General features: G+C 48.3%; 15 protein-coding genes. 9 read left to right on the forward strand and 6 right to left on the reverse strand.

What is annotated here, in order from left to right; genetic code table 11:
- Nucleotides 1-3: 3 nt before the first annotated feature.
- Complete coding sequence (locus ICN16_RS04460) at nucleotides 4-1,506, forward strand: tripartite tricarboxylate transporter permease (protein ID WP_216134655.1); 1,503 nt, start codon at nucleotides 4-6, stop codon at nucleotides 1,504-1,506.
- A gap of 84 nt (nucleotides 1,507-1,590) precedes the next feature.
- A complete protein-coding gene (locus ICN16_RS04465) occupies nucleotides 1,591-3,363 on the forward strand; it encodes a glutamine--tRNA ligase/YqeY domain fusion protein (RefSeq protein WP_216134657.1) in 1,773 nt (590 codons plus the stop codon).
- On the opposite strand, the gene ICN16_RS04470 is transcribed toward ICN16_RS04465, so the two are convergent.
- Nucleotides 3,344-4,231, reverse strand: coding sequence for an SDR family oxidoreductase (locus ICN16_RS04470; RefSeq protein ID WP_216134659.1), 888 nt, complete (start codon nucleotides 4,229-4,231; stop codon nucleotides 3,344-3,346). The two genes, ICN16_RS04465 and ICN16_RS04470, sit on opposite strands and share 20 nt — an antisense overlap.
- Before the next feature lie 36 nt (nucleotides 4,232-4,267).
- On the opposite strand from ICN16_RS04470, the gene ICN16_RS04475 reads away from it, so the two are divergent.
- Nucleotides 4,268-5,308, forward strand: a complete 1,041-nt coding sequence (locus tag ICN16_RS04475; RefSeq protein WP_216134661.1) for a 2Fe-2S iron-sulfur cluster-binding protein — start codon at nucleotides 4,268-4,270, stop codon at nucleotides 5,306-5,308.
- Between the two features lie 51 nt (nucleotides 5,309-5,359).
- Nucleotides 5,360-6,553: an acetylornithine transaminase gene (locus ICN16_RS04480; RefSeq protein WP_216134674.1), complete on the forward strand. Its 1,194-nt coding sequence runs from the start codon at nucleotides 5,360-5,362 to the stop codon at nucleotides 6,551-6,553.
- Between the two features lie 54 nt (nucleotides 6,554-6,607).
- Here ICN16_RS04480 and ispH read toward each other — a convergent pair whose 3' ends face one another.
- Together ispH and ICN16_RS04490 are read right to left on the reverse strand one after the other, a co-directional pair.
- On the reverse strand, nucleotides 6,608-7,549 hold the full coding sequence (ispH, locus tag ICN16_RS04485; protein WP_216134677.1) for a 4-hydroxy-3-methylbut-2-enyl diphosphate reductase: 942 nt from the start codon (nucleotides 7,547-7,549) through the stop codon (nucleotides 6,608-6,610).
- A 3-nt stretch (nucleotides 7,550-7,552) separates the two neighbouring features.
- Entirely contained in the window at nucleotides 7,553-7,999 is a 447-nt protein-coding gene (locus tag ICN16_RS04490) for a peptidylprolyl isomerase (protein ID WP_041484945.1), read from the reverse strand.
- 30 nt (nucleotides 8,000-8,029) lie between these two features.
- Between ICN16_RS04490 and radC the strand changes: the two genes are divergently transcribed.
- The 3 genes from radC to rpmG all read left to right on the forward strand — a co-directional run bounded on the left by radC (nucleotide 8,030) and on the right by rpmG (nucleotide 9,282).
- Nucleotides 8,030-8,725 carry a DNA repair protein RadC gene (gene radC, locus ICN16_RS04495; protein ID WP_370625605.1) on the forward strand — a complete coding sequence of 232 codons (696 nt, stop codon included), beginning with the start codon at nucleotides 8,030-8,032 and terminating at the stop codon, nucleotides 8,723-8,725.
- 144 nt (nucleotides 8,726-8,869) lie between these two features.
- Entirely contained in the window at nucleotides 8,870-9,103 is a 234-nt protein-coding gene (gene rpmB, locus ICN16_RS04500) for a 50S ribosomal protein L28 (protein WP_011903570.1), read from the forward strand.
- Between the two features lie 11 nt (nucleotides 9,104-9,114).
- Nucleotides 9,115-9,282, forward strand: coding sequence for a 50S ribosomal protein L33 (rpmG, locus tag ICN16_RS04505; protein ID WP_015421876.1), 168 nt, complete (start codon nucleotides 9,115-9,117; stop codon nucleotides 9,280-9,282).
- Between the two features lie 78 nt (nucleotides 9,283-9,360).
- Here rpmG and ICN16_RS04510 read toward each other — a convergent pair whose 3' ends face one another.
- From ICN16_RS04510 to purN, 3 genes are read right to left on the reverse strand one after another with little or no spacing between them, the layout of a single operon-like run.
- Nucleotides 9,361-10,560, reverse strand: coding sequence for an acyl-CoA desaturase (locus ICN16_RS04510; protein WP_216134680.1), 1,200 nt, complete (start codon nucleotides 10,558-10,560; stop codon nucleotides 9,361-9,363).
- Between the two features lie 30 nt (nucleotides 10,561-10,590).
- Complete coding sequence (locus ICN16_RS04515) at nucleotides 10,591-12,192, reverse strand: RsmB/NOP family class I SAM-dependent RNA methyltransferase (protein ID WP_216134683.1); 1,602 nt, start codon at nucleotides 12,190-12,192, stop codon at nucleotides 10,591-10,593.
- Nucleotides 12,189-12,818, reverse strand: coding sequence for a phosphoribosylglycinamide formyltransferase (gene purN / locus ICN16_RS04520; RefSeq protein ID WP_216134686.1), 630 nt, complete (start codon nucleotides 12,816-12,818; stop codon nucleotides 12,189-12,191). Before purN ends, ICN16_RS04515 begins: the two co-directional genes overlap by 4 nt.
- Nucleotides 12,819-12,869: 51 nt before the next feature.
- Between purN and ICN16_RS04525 the strand changes: the two genes are divergently transcribed.
- The gene (locus tag ICN16_RS04525; RefSeq protein ID WP_216134696.1) at nucleotides 12,870-13,820 is read left to right on the forward strand and encodes a bifunctional riboflavin kinase/FAD synthetase; all 951 of its coding nucleotides are present in this window, start codon (nucleotides 12,870-12,872) and stop codon (nucleotides 13,818-13,820) included.
- A complete protein-coding gene (ileS, locus tag ICN16_RS04530; RefSeq protein WP_370625612.1) occupies nucleotides 13,795-16,674 on the forward strand; it encodes an isoleucine--tRNA ligase in 2,880 nt (959 codons plus the stop codon). Before ICN16_RS04525 ends, ileS begins: the two co-directional genes overlap by 26 nt.
- Nucleotides 16,675-16,686: the final 12 nt, after the last annotated feature.

The raw sequence follows: 16,686 nt of genomic DNA on the forward strand, positions 1-16,686 counted from the left end.
AAAATGGAATTATTTAATAATCTCGCTCTCGGCTTTGATACCGCGTTCACCCTTCAAAATTTGATGTACTGCTTCCTCGGCTGCCTATTGGGCACGCTGATTGGCGTACTCCCAGGCTTGGGACCTGTGGCAACGATTGCCATGCTCCTCCCAGCAACCTACGCATTGCCCCCAATTGCAGCTTTAATCATGTTGGCAGGTATTTACTACGGATCACAGTACGGAGGATCCACAACTGCGATTTTGCTCAACATCCCAGGGGAAACGTCCTCGGTGGTGACGGCAATTGACGGTTACCAAATGGCCAAAAATGGTCGTGGCGGCGTTGCCTTGTTTACTGCCGGCATGGGCTCTTTCTTTGCTGGTTGCGTAGCGACCCTCGTATTGGCTGCATTTGCTGCCCCACTGTCTCAACTTGCCTTTAAGTTTGGTCCAGCAGAGTACTTCTCTCTGATGGTCTTGGGCTTGATTGGTGCTGTTGTACTTGCATCAGGCTCTTTGATCAAGGCGATCGGCATGATCATCCTCGGCCTCTTGATGGGCTTGATTGGTACCGACGTGAACTCTGGTGTATCTCGCTATGCATTTGATATCCCTGAGCTGAGTGATGGTATTGGCTTTGTCAGCGTGGCAATGGGTGTATTCGGCTTTGCTGAAATCATGGGTAATTTGGAGAAGAAAGACGATGAAGAGGGCTTCCTCAACAAAGTTACCTCCATGATGCCTACCAAGCAAGATTTGAAGCGCATGATTCCATCTATCCTACGCGGCACCACTATTGGATCCATTCTTGGCATCCTGCCAGGTGGTGGCGCTGCTTTGGCAGCTTTCGGTGCTTACTCAGTAGAGAAGAAATCCTCCAAGTACAGTCATGAGTTTGGTAAGGGTGCAATTGAAGGTGTAGCAGGTCCAGAAGCGGCTAACAATGCTGCAGCTCAAACTTCCTTCATTCCATTGCTCACTTTGGGCATTCCACCAAATGCCGTGATGGCATTGATGGTTGGCGCAATGACCATTCACAACATTCAACCAGGTCCACAGGTAATGACCAGCAACCCAGCCTTGTTCTGGGGTCTGATCGCCTCCATGTGGATTGGTAACGTGATGTTGATTCTATTGAATCTGCCACTCATTGGTATTTGGGTAAAGCTACTCAAAATCCCTTATCGCCTCATGTATCCAGCGATTTTGGTATTTTGCTGTATCGGCGTATACACAGTGAACAACACCGTATTTGATGTTTATGTAACCGCAATTTTTGGCCTGATCGGTTACCTTTTCTTCAAACTGGGTTGCGAACCTCCTCCATTGCTCCTAGGTTTTGTACTGGGGCCAATGATGGAAGAGAACTTCCGTCGCGCGCTATTGCTATCTCGCGGTGATTTCACCACCTTCTTTACCCGTCCACTGTCTTTAGGTCTACTCATTGCAGCAGCACTCTTGGTGGTAATTGTGGCTCTGCCCGCGGTTAAGAAAACCCGTGAAGAGGCTTTCGTAGAAGAGTAATTCTCGACTGCTTCCCAGAAACGAGCCCGCAGCAGTTTGCGGGCTTTTTTCTTTATAGACTGGGGTTTTCTCTACAATGGGCGCATGTCCCAAGATAGCAAACCCTCCAAATCGCCTGCTGGCACCGTTGCTGAGCCCTCTAACTTTTTGCGCCAGATCATTGATCATGACTTGGCGAGTGGCGCCTACCAGAACCGCAGCGATCGCAATGGTCAAGCTGTCCCCTCTATCATCACGCGTTTTCCACCAGAGCCCAATGGCTACCTCCATATTGGTCACGCCAAAAGTATCTGCTTGAACTTTGGCTTAGCCGCTGATTACAACAATCAAGCGGGTGGTGCACGTTGCAATATGCGCCTGGATGACACCAATCCGGTTAAAGAAGATGTTGAGTACGCAGACAGTATTTTGGATGCCGTTAAATGGTTGGGATTCGATTGGGGCACACACCTGTATCACGCGAGTGATTACTTTGACCAACTCTATGAGTTTGCGGAAATTCTGATTCAGAATGGCAAAGCGTATGTGGATAGTCAAAGTGCTGACGACATTCATACCAATCGCGGCAACTTTGGCCAAGTTGGAAAAAATAGTCCATACCGCGATCGCACGCCCGATGAGAATCTGGCTTTATTTCGCGAGATGCGTGATGGAAAATTTAAAGACGGTGAACATGTTCTGCGCCTGAAGATCGATATGGCTCATCCAAATATTGTGATGCGCGATCCTGTGGTCTATCGTATTCGCCACACCGATCACCATCGCACTGGTAGCAAGTGGTGCATCTATCCTTTATATGATTTCACACATTGCATTTCGGATGCATTGGAAAATGTTTCACACTCCATCTGCACATTGGAGTTTGAAAATAATCGCCCACTCTACGACTGGATCGTAGCCTCATTAGCAGAGCTGGGGATCTTCAAAAATCCCGTTCCGCATCAGTATGAATTCGCCCGCCTTAACCTCACTTACACCATCACCAGCAAACGCAAGCTACTGCAATTGGTGGAAGAAAAGCATGTTGATGGCTGGGATGATCCTCGGATGCCAACCATCGTCGGCATCCGCCGCAGAGGTTACACACCAGACAGTATTCGCTTGTTCTGTGAACGCATTGGCGTTTCTAAAGCAGATAGCTGGATTGATATGAGCACCTTAGACCAAGCCCTGCGGGATGATCTAGAAGCCAAGGCCCCACGGGCAACAGCAGTCCTTAAGCCGCTCAAGCTCGTGATTGAAAACTTTGATGCTTCAGCTAGCGAGCCTTGTTCAGCCCCGCGCCATCCACAACATCCTGAGTGGGGTAATCGCGAGTTTCATTTCACAAAAGAATTGTGGATCGAAGAAGATGACTTTATGAAGGAGCCCATTAAGGGATTCTTCAGGCTCTATCCGCCAATCGGTGATCAGCCTGGTGGACGTGTGCGCTTGCGTCATGGCTTTGTGATCGAGTGCACTGGGTTTGAAATGGATGCCAAAGGCAACGTAATTCAGGTGAATGCAACTCATTTCCCCGATAGTAAGAGCGGCACTCCCGGATCAAATAACTACAAGGTCAAAGGCAACATTCATTGGGTAAGCGCGGCTGAAGCCATCCCAGCACAAGTACGTCTTTATGACCACTTGTTTAATGACCCGCATCCAGATAGTGGTGATAAGAATTTCCTTGATGCCATCAATCCAAACTCTAAGCAAACGATTACTGCGTACTTAGAGCCTTGCATGAAAGATGCTAAAGCAGAAGATCGTTTTCAGTTTGAGCGTCATGGCTACTTTGTTGCAGACCAGAGCGACTCCAAACCTGGTCAGCCGGTATTTAATCGTACGGTCGGACTTAAGGATTCTTGGAAATAGTTTTCAGAAACTCTGCGACGCTGGGATAGCGTAGTGGAGTTTTTAGTTCGGGTAGTCGAGTATTCGTGACGCGGCGTGACTCCCGCATAAAAGACCACAGCATCGGGGATACAATTTTCTCCAACTGCTCAGACGGCAATCTTGGTGGTCGCTCCAAACCAAATGCATCAGCTACTTCATCAAAGTAATCACCCATCTTGGTTTCACCACCATCACAGGCGTTAATGACACGCTGTGGCTTACCGTGATAAACGGCAGCACAAACCAGTCTTGCCAAGTCATCACTCTGAATATGATTTGAGTAGGCATCCTCGTTAGCAATTAAGGCTGGTGTGCCCGCCTGAATCCGCTCAACCGGCAATCTATCAGCAGCATAAATCCCTGGTACTCGCAGAATGGTGAGAACAACTCCATGCGCTGGAGCCCAAAGACGCAGACAATTTTCTGCACCTACCCGTCGCTTGGCGCGCTCGCTTTGGGGATTCACGGGCGTCACTTCACTCACCCTAGCGCCCCCATGATCCCCATAAACACCGGTAGTGCTCACATAAATCAAGCGCCCAACAGTATCGGAGCCTTGGGATAAAATTCGTAAGAGGTTGCGAGTTCGGCAATCACGATGACCTGCATTTTGGGGTGGTGCCAAGTGGATTACGGTTTGTGCCAATCCACTTAAGCGCCACAAGCTATCGGGCTTATCCAGATCCCCCAAAATCGGAATCGCGCCAACCGCTCTCAACTCCTGAAAACGTGCTTTCTGGGAAGTTAGGGCATATACGCGATGACTTCGGGCAAGCTGCTTGGCAACACGCAGGCCAATGTCGCCGCAGCCGACGATCAGGATTCGAGATTTACCAAAAGATTGCATAGGTCACATCGTAACGATTTATTGAAAGGAATGAGAGTGTCTTACCAAGTCACGCTCAAGGCGAGCGGCAAACAATTTACTGTCCAGAAGGATGAAACCCTACTTGAAGCAGCGCTACAACAGGGCATCACCCTTCCCTATGGCTGTAAAAACGGTGCCTGCGGTTCTTGCAAGGGCAAGGTACTAGAGGGTCAGGTAGAGCATGGCCAGCATAGTGCCGCCGCCTTAAGCCCTGCTGATGAAGCCGCTGGGGGCACCTTGTTTTGCTGCGCCCACCCTAAATCAGACCTCCTCATTGAAGCACGCGAAGTTCAAGGCGCTGGCGATATTGCTGTCCGCAAGGTTCCCTGTCGCGTGAACAGCATTACAAAACCGAGTGCCGATGTGGCGATCCTGAAATTGCAATTACCGGCTGCTGAGCGCTTTCAATTTTTGGCTGGGCAATATTTAGAGTTCCTACTCAAAGATGGGCAACGTCGTGCTTATTCCATTGCCAATGCCCCCGATCAAGAAGGTCCTCTCGAGCTACATATTCGTCACTTACCAGGCGGACTCTTTACCGATTTTGTTTTTGGCGCAAAGGATCCTGCATTAAAAGAAAAAGATATTCTGCGTTTTGAAGGACCCCTGGGTAGCTTCTTCCTCAGGGAAGACTCCAAGAAGCCCATCATCTTTGTTGCTGCAGGCACTGGTTTTGCACCAATCAAGTCTATCGTTGAGCAAATGCAGCTCAAAAAGATTCATCGCCCGATTCACCTGTATTGGGGTGGTCGTCGCCCGAGCGATCTCTACCTCAATGAGCTATGCCAGTCATGGGCCAAAGTCATTCCTGACTTCAATTTCATCCCGGTTATTTCTGATGCCCTCCCAGAGGATCAATGGACTGGACGCACAGGCTTTGTCCATCAAGCTGTAATCGCTGACCATCCTGATATGAGTCATTACCAGGTCTATGCCTGTGGCGCACCCGTCATGGTCAATGCAGCCCGTCAGGACTTTGCATCTCAGTGCAAGCTGCCTGAAGACGAATTCTTTGCAGACTCCTTTACCAGCGCGGCTGATCTCGCAACAAACTAAGCCACTAAGCGCGATAATAGAAACCTCATTTGCTCTCACTTTGCATACGATATGAATAAGCTAGCCCAATCTGTAGATGCCCATTCAGTGATGTTTATTACCCCACGCCCAGAGTTAGTCATGGTCGAGGGTAAAGGCTCATGGCTTACTGATAACAATGGCAAGCGTTACTTGGACTTTTTACAGGGTTGGGCAGTAAATTGCTTGGGCCATAGCAATCCCGGCATGATTGAAGCGCTCAATGCGCAAGCTAAGAAACTCATTAATCCGAGTCCGGCTTTTTATAACGAGCCGATGATTCGCTTATCGAATCTACTGACTGATAACAGCTGTTTCAATAAAGTGTTTTTTGCGAATAGCGGCGCTGAAGCAAATGAAGGCGCTATTAAGCTAGCTCGTAAATGGGGTCAGCTGAATAAATCAGGCGCCTTTGAAATCATTACTTTTGATCACAGCTTTCATGGTCGCACCTTAGCGACGATGAGCGCATCTGGTAAGCCAGGTTGGGACACGATGTTTGCTCCACAAGTTCCAGGTTTTCCAAAGGCGGATTTAAATGATTTGGAATCCGTTAAAAAACTGGTGACCGATAAAACGGTTGCAGTAATGCTTGAGCCAGTGCAAGGTGAAGGTGGCGTAATCCCTGTCACTAAAGAATTTATGCAAGGCCTGCGTAAGTTCACCAAAGAAAACAATATTTTGTTGATTGTGGATGAAGTGCAAGCAGGCTGTGGTCGCACTGGGAAACTCTTCGCCTATCAACATTACGACATCGAACCAGACATCATGACCCTAGGTAAAGGCATTGGTGGTGGCGTTCCTTTGGCAGCGCTCATGGCTACTGATGCTGTCGCTTGTTTTGTCCCTGGTGACCAAGGTGGAACCTATAACGGCAACCCACTCATGACCGCAGTAGGCATTAGTGTGATCGAGCAGTTATTGGCACCAGGCTTCTTGGATGCAGTCCGGTCAAAAGGGGAGTTGCTGAGCAAAGAGCTGCTCTCTATCTCTGCAGAATTTAATCTGAATGGTGAACGTGGTGAAGGCTTATTGCGCGCCCTTATGCTGAGCAGTGATATTGGCGCCAAGTTAGTTGAACTTGCTCGCGATAGAGGCCCAGAAGGATTGTTGATCAACTCACCAAGACCCAATCTCCTGCGCTTTATGCCAGCACTGAATGTATCTGATGATGAAATCCGCCAGATGTGCAACATCTTGAGAGAGTTACTAAAGCAGGTTGCCTAAAAGCATCTAGATGGAATGTAGTAAAGGGGCCTAGCGCCCCTTTTATCTTTTAAGTTAATCGACTAAATTCTTTGGTAACGAGAATGTAACGTCTTCGACAACACCGTCTAGATTACGAATACTACGCGGGCCGAATTCTTGAATCTTTTCCACAATCGCGAGCGCGAGACTTTCAGGGGCTGATGCGCCCGCAGTAAGCCCCACTCGCTTCTTGCCTACAAACCAATCAGCTTGAAGTTGTTCAGGTGCATCAACCATGTAAGCCGGTACCCCAAGCTTTTCAGCTAATTCACGCAAGCGATTCGAGTTCGAGCTTGCCTTGCTACCCACCACAATAACCACCTCAACCTGAGGCGCCATAAATTTCACAGCATCTTGGCGGTTTTGAGTGGCGTAACAAATATCTTGCTTGCGTGGCTGAACAATATTTGGGAATTTTTGGGTTAAGGCATCGACGATTTCTTTTGTCTCATCTACGGAGAGTGTGGTCTGCGTTACAAAGGCAATTTTTTCATTCTCAGCAAAAGGCAGATTAGCAACATCAGCTACTTTTTCAATCAGATGAACACCCTCTTTTACCTGCCCCATCGTACCCTCGACCTCCGGGTGGCCCGCATGACCAATCATCAAGACAGTGAAACCATCCTTACACATCTTGACTACCTCAAGATGAACCTTGGTAACCAAAGGGCAGGTAGCGTCGTATACCTGCAGGCCACGCGCCTCTGCATCTTGACGAACCTCTTGAGAAACACCATGGGCACTAAACACCACAATGCCGCCCTTAGGAACTTCATGCAATTCATCGACAAACACTGCACCTTTTTCACGGAGTCCATTCACAACATAAGCGTTGTGAACAATTTCATGACGTACATAAATTGGTGCGCCAAAACGTGTCAGCGCTTCATTGACAATATTGATTGCACGATCTACGCCCGCACAAAAGCCACGGGGTTGCGCCATCAAAATTTCTGCTTGGTCTTGATTGCTCATGAGTTACAGAATCGCAACGATTTCAGCTTCGAAAGTAACAGGCCTTCCAGCCAGCGGGTGATTGAAATCAAACCATGCACCCTCTTCGTTAATCGATTGCAATACACCAGCATATTGCGCGCCACCAGGCGCATTAAATTCAATCACGTCGCCAGGATTAAATTCCACATCATCATCGCGACCTTCCTTCAGCGCGCCCAAAGAAACCCACTGAATCAATTCTTCCTTACGCTCGCCAAAACTTTCTTCGGGCGGCAACAAGGCACTTTTCTTTTCACCAACAGCCAATCCGATTAATACCTTTTCAAAACAAGGCGCAAATTGACCCGAACCCATCAACACCGTCGCAGGACGATCGATAAAAGTATTGATGTAATCGTCCCCGCTAGGCAAGGTCAGCCGATAGTTGAGGGTCAGGAAGGAATTGGGCAAAACCGTAAGCTTAGTCATAAGGTAATTGTATCTAGGCCCAACCCTAGCGTGCACTTACCCATTACCGATTGGCCAAAAATGGAGCAGCCACGCGAGAAACTGCGCGCTCTTGGAGCAGCAGCCCTGAGTGATGCCGAGCTACTGGCGATCTTTTTACGCGTTGGCGTCAAAGGCAAAACTGCCGTGGCCTTGGCCGAGGACCTTCTCCATCATTTCGGTAATTTGCCCCGTCTACTCTCCTGTACCCCAGAAGAATTAACCCAGATTCACGGCATGGGTATTTCTAAATGGTCACAAATTCAGGCTGCCTATGAGCTCGTCAAGCGCAGTCTCGAGGAAACCCTCTCCCAGGACTCCGTTTTCTCCTCTCCAGGCTATGTCCGAGAGTTCTTACAGGCCAGATTTGGGCGCTTACCGCATGAAGTCTTTCTTTGCCTGTACCTTGACTCCCGTCTGCACCTAATTGAGTGCCAGGAGCTCTTTAGGGGCTCCCTAACCCACACTGCCGTCTACCCCCGAGAAATCCTCAAGGAAGCCCTTGCCAGGAACGCCAGCGCCCTCATCGTGGCTCATAACCACCCTAGCGGAAACCCACTGCCCAGTGTTGCCGATCAGGAATTAACCAAGATGCTAGCCAAAACCTTGCAGCTAGTGGATATTCCACTGCTCGATCACTGTATTGTGAGTGAGAGCGGTTTTTTCTCATTTTCAGATGCAGGCCTTATGAAGAATGATCTAAATTAGAAGTAATCACTAACTTATTGGATATTTTTGACCAGTATTGACCGTAAGTCGCCTAAATCCTTAAAACTAAAGCCAATTAGGGGTAGATCAAAGTGCTCGGAGACTGATACAATCTTCTTTTTTCGCAATTAATGGAGTTATGTCATGGCAAAAGTTTGCCAAGTCACTGGGAAGAAGCCGATGGTTGGCAACAATGTATCCCATGCAAACAATAAAACGAAGCGTCGCTTTTTGCCGAATTTGCAAAACCGTCGTTTCTGGGTTGAATCTGAAAACCGTTGGATTAGCTTGCGCTTAACCAATGCTGGATTGCGCGTTATCGACAAGAACGGCATTGATGCTGTGTTGTCTGATCTCCGTGCACGTGGCGAAATTTAAGGAGCGCACAAATGGCTAAAGGCGGCAGAGAAAAAATCAAATTAGAGTCATCAGCTGGTACTGGTCACTTCTATACAACTTCAAAAAACAAGCGTACAAAGCCTGAGAAAATGGAGATCATGAAATTCGATCCAACCATTCGCAAGCACGTTGCTTACAAAGAAACAAAGCTCAAGTAATTCATCGATTCGATATTTATTTGCTGCAAATAAAAAACCCGCTAAACCAGCGGGTTTTTTATTGCCTTAGTTATTTCCTTAAGCGTAGCGACGCAATCTCAGAGAGAAGTCACGCAGACTCGATAAACCACTTTCTTCAGCACGCTGACACCAAGTATGCAGCTGAGAAACTAATTGATCACCTGTGGCATTAGAGCGGCTCCAGATGGCTTGCAAATCACGGCGCATTTCAATCATCTTACGCAACTGCGCATTTGTTGCCATCAACTCTTCTAGTTTAATTTTTTCATCCGCAGTCAAGCGGGATTCATCCTTGCCCAACCAAGTGCGCGCATCTTTTAAGTGGGCAGCTAACACTTGCATATGCTGAACTTCGTTGTTAAAGAAGGTGCTTAGGGTCTTGCTATAGCGGGCCATGATTTCGTAGCGGTTAGCAATGATGGCTTCGAGCGTACCTTGATCGGCTGGACGCAAGTCGCTCAGTACCGGCTTAGGGGAAGTCTTCTTCACTTTAGCCAAGCCAACAGCACTCATCATCTGAATGTACATCCAGCCAATATCAAACTCATACCACTTACTAGAGAGCTTAGCGCTGGTAGCAAAGGTGTGATGGTTGTTATGTAGTTCTTCGCCACCAATCAAAATACCCCAAGGGAAAATATTAGTCGAAGCATCTTCACAGTCGTAATTGCGATAGCCCCAGTAGTGCCCAATACCATTAATAATTCCGGCAGCAGTAATTGGGATCCACAACATCTGTACCGCCCACACGGTTAAACCAATAGCGCCAAACAAGAACACATCAATGATCAACATAAGGGCAACACCTTGCCAAGAAAATTTGGAGTAAATGTTGTGCTCGAGCCAATCATCTGGCGTGCCATGACCAAACTTCTCCAAGGTCTCTTGATTGTGGGATTCTTTTTTATAAAGCTCAGCGCCACGAGACAGCACCGTATTGATGCCGAGAACTTGCGGGCTATGTGGATCATCTACAGTCTCACACTTGGCATGGTGTTTGCGATGAATTGCCGCCCACTCTTTAGTCACCATTCCGGTGGTTAGCCATAACCAAAACCGAAAAAAGTGAGACATGACTGGATGCAATTCCAAAGCGCGGTGCGCTTGGCAGCGATGCAGAAAGATAGTGACGCTTGCAATGGTGATGTGGGTGGCCACCAATGTAAAAACCAGGATCTGCCACCAAGACCAATCTAAGTAGCCGTTGGCAAGCCAGCTGAGAAAAGCATCAAAACCTGAAACTGAAGCTGAGTTCAAAAGGGTTTCCTTAAAAGGTGGTGTAAACCCTTATTTTAGTTCTTTAGCAACTTTCTTGGTTTTGACTTGGATCTCTTTTTTCTCGCCTTTTAGATCATCTTTATCGACCTTAGGGGTCGGGGCCGCGGCTTTCTTCTGGAAAACAGCCCCGAAAAAGCCATCCGTACCGTGAATATGGGGCCATAACTGCCACCACGGGTTATCCGGACTACATCCTAAAGGCATTTTATCCTTTGGAAACAATGGTTTAAGAACTTCTGCGGCTGGAACAGCCTCAAAATTAGGGTTCTTTGCCAGGAAATCCTCTGCAATTTGCTGGTTTTCTTGCGGCAACAAGCTACAGGTGGCATAAACCAAGCGGCCTCCCGGCTTTAGCAAACGACTTGCGGAGGCCAAGATATTCATTTGCTTCTGATTCAGCTCCAGAACGCCCTCTGGAGTCTGACGCCATTTGAGATCGGGGTTGCGGCGCAAAGTACCCATGCCGCTACAAGGGGCGTCTACTAAAACACGATCAATCTTGCCGGCTAGACGTTTGATCTTGGTGTCATTCTCGCTATCAATCCATACGGGATGGACGTTAGAGAGGCCGCTACGAGCTTGTCGCGGCTTCAAATTTGACAAACGACGCTCTGATGTATCAAGAGCATATAAACGGCCTGTGGAGCGCATGATTGCTCCTATCGCCAAAGTCTTGCCGCCAGCACCCGCACAAAAGTCCACCACCATCTCACCACGTTTCGGGGCAAGTAAGTAAGCCAACAACTGACTGCCTTCATCTTGCACTTCAAACATCCCCGCTTTAAAGCCAACCGTATTTTGTAAAGCGGGTTTACCCATGATGCGAACACCATCTGGCGCATAAGGAGTTGGGATTGCTTGATAGCGACCACCCAAAGCATTCATCTCAGCAAGCAATTGCTCACGAGTTGTCTTCATGGTGTTCGCACGTAAATCCAAAAGAGCTGGGTGCATCAATGATTTGGCTAACTCTTCACGTGATTCTTCGCCAGGATATTTTCCAAAAGCTTCCCACAACCATTCTGGCAAATTGTTTCGAACTAAAGGATTGAGTGCTGATGGGTCGACCGTTGCAAAACGTTGCAACCATTCATACTCACCTGTCTTCAACACGTGAGCTAAGTCGGCAATGGCACTTTCTGCACGATTGGCAGAACCAAGCCCACCTTCAGACAGAGCGGACAGCAAACCCAATAGGGCTAAGCGTCTAGCCTGTGATCCCTCACCACTTGAAGCAAATTGTGAGAACTCATTTTTACGACGCAAGATAGCAAAAGCACTCTCAGCAATTAAGGCGCGATCACGATTACCTAGTTGCGGCTCGGAGCGGAAATACCGACTCACAACACGATCGGCAGGTTGCTCGAAATTGAGCAACTCCGGTAGAAGGCGCTCTAAATGAATGGCATGCTGTGGCAATGCTTTTGCATTAGAAAAGTTTTTCTGACCTTCTGGCGCAATGATGTTGCCACTCGCATTACGACGCTCCGGACGGCGCAATGGATCTTTAGATTTAGCAGCGTAACTTTTTTGTGGGCCTAGGCGTGATCCAGATCTAGATCCAGACTTTGAGCCAACACCGGCTCCGCGGGATGAACGTTCTTTACTCATAATTTTATTAATTGCGACTCCGGTGGTTGAACCTGAACTTGATTACCTTCTATTCGCAATCGTCCATCTAGGAACCATTTTACGGCCCGCGGGTAAATCTGATGCTCGGCAGCCAAAACTCGCGCTGCCAAACTATCCGCATCATCGCCTGGAAGCACTGGCACTGAGGCCTGGCAGATGATGGGACCTTCGTCCACACCCTCAGTTACAAAATGCACGCTGGCTCCATGCTCAGCTACGCCAGCCTCCAAAGCCCGCTCGTGGGTATGCAAACCCGGGAAGGCTGGTAGCAGAGCTGGGTGAATATTGATGAGGCGACCCTCAAAATGACGAATAAAGCCCGGGGTCAGAATTCTCATGAAACCGGCTAAAACCACTAAATCAGCCCCCAATTCATCGATTTTCTGGATTAGGGCAGCATCAAAGGACTCGCGAGTGGCATGCTCTTTGTGCTCAATGGCAAAGGCAGGAATGCCTTGGGAGCGAGCAAAATCAAGGCCCTTAGCTGCAGAGTGATTAGCAATCACCCCCGCAAAAGTGACGGGCCACTGCTCTTTTTGAGCTGTTTTGACGATGGCTTCGAAATTAGATCCGCGGCCTGAGATTAAGGTGACGATAGATGGCATGCCCACAATATAATTGATGGTTACCCCGAAAGCGACCCTGAAAGCGATTTAGTGAACGTATTCCGTGGCCCTACCCAGTTTTCTGCAGGACCGGCTTGTGCCTTAACCATCGGTAATTTCGATGGCGTGCACAGGGGTCATCGCGCCCTGCTCAAGCAACTGAAGGATGGCGCCCAAGAACGCGGTCTAGTGAGCTGTGTCATGACTTTCGAGCCACACCCAAAAGAATTCTTCTCCCCAGAACAAGCGCCCCCTCGGATTCTCAATTTACGCGACAAGCTTGCTGCCTTTGCTGACATTGGCATCGATCGCGTTGTGGTCGAGCACTTTAATTCCGCATTTGCCCGCCTCACCCCCGAAGAGTTCGTTTCTGAAATTATTGTCAAACAGCTCAATGCCAAATGGATTTTGATTGGCGATGATTTTTGCTACGGCGCAAAGCGCGCGGGCAATTTTGCAAGCCTCAAAGCAGCGGGCGAACAATTTGGTTTTGAGGTTTCCAGTATTCACACCGTACAAGAAGATGGTGAACGAATTTCTAGCTCAGCACTGCGCAATGCATTAGCCAATGGCGACATGAGCCAAGCTAGCAAATTATTAGGGCGCTCTTATGGCATCTCTGGCCACGTCATTCATGGACAAAAGCTGGGTCGCACTTTAGGCTTCCCCACACTCAATCTCGCTGTTGCCAATCACCTACATCATCGTAAGCCTGCATGCTCCGGTATCTTTACCGCCCAAGTATTGGGTCTTGGAGATAAGCCCTTGCCTGCTGTAGCCAGTCTCGGCGTTAGGCCAACGGTCGAAGATGAGGGTCGCGTATTGCTTGAGACTCACATCTTTGATTACAACGCAGATGTCTACGGAAAAATTATTACCGTAGAGCTCTTAGAAAAAATCCGTGATGAGGCGAAATACTCCGACCTCGACACTCTTACTAAAGCGATTGCATCTGATGCAGCGCATGCCAGAAATTATTTCCAGAAAAAAACTTATGTCTGAAAAAGAAAACTCTTATCCCGTCAATCTTCTAGAAACATCGTTTCCGATGCGTGGAGATTTACCGAAACGTGAACCGCAATGGGTTGCACAGTGGCAGAAAAATAAACTCTACGAAAAGATTCGTGCGGCTCATGCCAATCAACCAAAGTTCATCTTGCATGATGGCCCCCCATATGCAAACGGTGATATTCATATTGGTCATGCGGTAAATAAGATCCTCAAAGATATGATCGTGAAGTCTCGCTGGTTAATGGGCTTCGACTCTGCATACGTTCCAGGCTGGGATTGCCATGGCATGCCGATTGAGATTCAGATTGAAAAAGAATTTGGCAAAAATTTACCGACTGCTGAAGTTCAATCAAAAGCGCGCGCCTACGCTAAGGTGCAAGTAGATAAGCAAAAGAAAGATTTTGAGCGTTTAGGTGTTCTGGGCGACTGGAACAACCCCTACCTCACCATGAACTTCCGCAATGAAGCGGATGAAATTCGTGCGCTTGGGAAGATCTGGGAAAAGGGATATGTCTTCCGCGGACTAAAGCCTGTCAACTGGTGTTTTGATTGCGGCTCTGCATTGGCTGAAGCTGAAGTGGAATATCAAGATAAAACTGATCCAACAGTAGATGTTGGATTTGCCTTTGATGATGCACAGCGTCCTCAACTAGCTAAAGCATTTGGCCTATCTGAAATTCCAGCAAAGCCTGGAATGATTGTGATTTGGACAACAACTCCTTGGACCATTCCATCGAACCAAGCGCTCAATGTTCACCCGGAGCTCAGCTATGCCTTGGTAGACACGGGCGATAAATTACTCATCTTGGCAGAAGACCGCGTAGAAACTTGCCTGGAAGATTTTGGTCTTGAAGGCAAGGTGATTGGCACTTGTTTAGGTAGTCAGTTAGCCAATATCTCTTTCTGGCATCCGCTCGCTCCATTGCATGAGGGATACAAACGCCTCTCACCAATCTACCCTGCTGAATACGTCACCTTAGATACTGGTACAGGTGTTGTGCACTCTGCCCCAGCATATGGCGAAGAAGACTTTAAGTCTTGCAAGGCAAATAAATTGGCTGATAAAGATATCTTGAACCCAGTCATGGGTAATGGCGTCTACGCATCTTGGTTACCACTCTTTGCCAATGAATATATTTGGAAAGCCAATCCGAAGATTGTTGAAGCCATGCGTGAAGCAGGCAGCCTCTTGCGAGATAAAACTTACACCCACTCTTACATGCACTGCTGGCGCCACAAGTCGCCGATCATTTATCGCGCGACCTCACAGTGGTTTGCGAGCATGGACAAGAAGCCATCCGATGGCAGCGCAAGTTTGCGTGAGACTGCATTAGCGGGTATCGAGAACACGGAGTTCTTCCCGGCTTGGGGTAAGCAGCGCTTAAACAGCATGATTGCTAACCGCCCAGACTGGACCTTGTCACGTCAGCGCCAATGGGGTGTTCCAATGGCTTTCTTTGTTCACAAGGAAAGTGGTGAGCCTCATCCACGCACGGTTGAATTGCTTGAAGAAATTGCAAAGCGTGTTGAGAAAGAAGGTATCGAAGCTTGGCAAAAACTCGAAGTGGCTGAACTGCTTGGCGAAGAAGCCGCTCAATACGAAAAGAATCGCGATACCCTGGATGTCTGGTTTGATTCCGGCACTACACACTGGCACGTTATTCGTGGCTCACACCGCAACGAGCTCTATCGCCCTGAGGCCGAAAGCGCCAATGGTCGTTTAGCTGATTTATATCTTGAGGGTTCAGATCAACATCGCGGCTGGTTCCACTCCTCCCTTCTTACGGGCGCTATGCTCGATGGCAAGCCACCATACAAGGCCCTCCTGACGCACGGCTTTACTGTTGATGGTCAAGGTCGCAAGATGAGTAAGTCTGTAGGCAACGTGATTGCCCCTCAGCAGGTTGCCGATAAGTTGGGTGCGGAAATTATTCGTCTCTGGGTTGCATCTACCGACTACTCCGGCGAGATGACTATCTCCGATGAGATTCTGAAACGGGTGGTGGAAAGCTATCGCCGTATTCGCAATACATTGCGTTTCTTATTGGCCAATTTATCTGACTTTGATCCAAGCAAGCATGCAATGCCCCCAAGTGAATGGCTAGAGATTGATCGCTATGCTGTTGCACTCGCCAATCAGTTGCAGCAGGATGTTCAGGCCCACTACAAGGCTTATGAGTTCCAGCCAGCTGTAGCGCGCATGCTTACCTTCTGCTCAGAAGATTTGGGCGGCTTCTACTTAGATATTCTGAAAGACCGCCTCTATACAAGCGCGCCAGACTCTAAAGAGCGTCGCGCAGCACAGAATGCCCTCTTTCACATCACTCGCAATCTACTGAAATGGCTTGCCCCATTCCTCTCCTTTACAGCTGAGGAAGCATGGTTGTCATTCCCGCATGGTGCGGATGAGAAGTTAAGTGAATCCATCTTCATGGAAGAATTCGGCACTTTCCCAGAAATCGCTCACGCCAACGAACTTCTAGCCAAATGGAACCGTGTTCGAGAAATTCGCTCCGAGGTAACCAAGGCAATTGAGATTGAGCGTGAAGCTGGCAATGTAGGCTCATCTTTGCAAGCAGAACTTACCATTAAAGTGGGTGATGTTGATTTTGCAATTTTGCATTCTCTTGAAGATGACTTGCGCTTTGTCACCATTACCTCTAGTGCCAATATTGAATTGAGTAATGGTGGTCTAGAAGTCCTTGTGCGAGGCAGTCAATATAAGAAATGTGGTCGTTGCTGGCATCACACTGCCGATGTTGGTGGAAATGCTGAACATCCAGAGTTATGCGGCCGCTGCATCAGCAATCTCTTTGGGGATGGTGAAGCGCGCTTGTTTGCTTAATAAACAAGCGAA

The organism is Polynucleobacter sp. es-MAR-4, assembly GCF_018882055.1.
GTDB lineage: Bacteria > Pseudomonadota > Gammaproteobacteria > Burkholderiales > Burkholderiaceae > Polynucleobacter.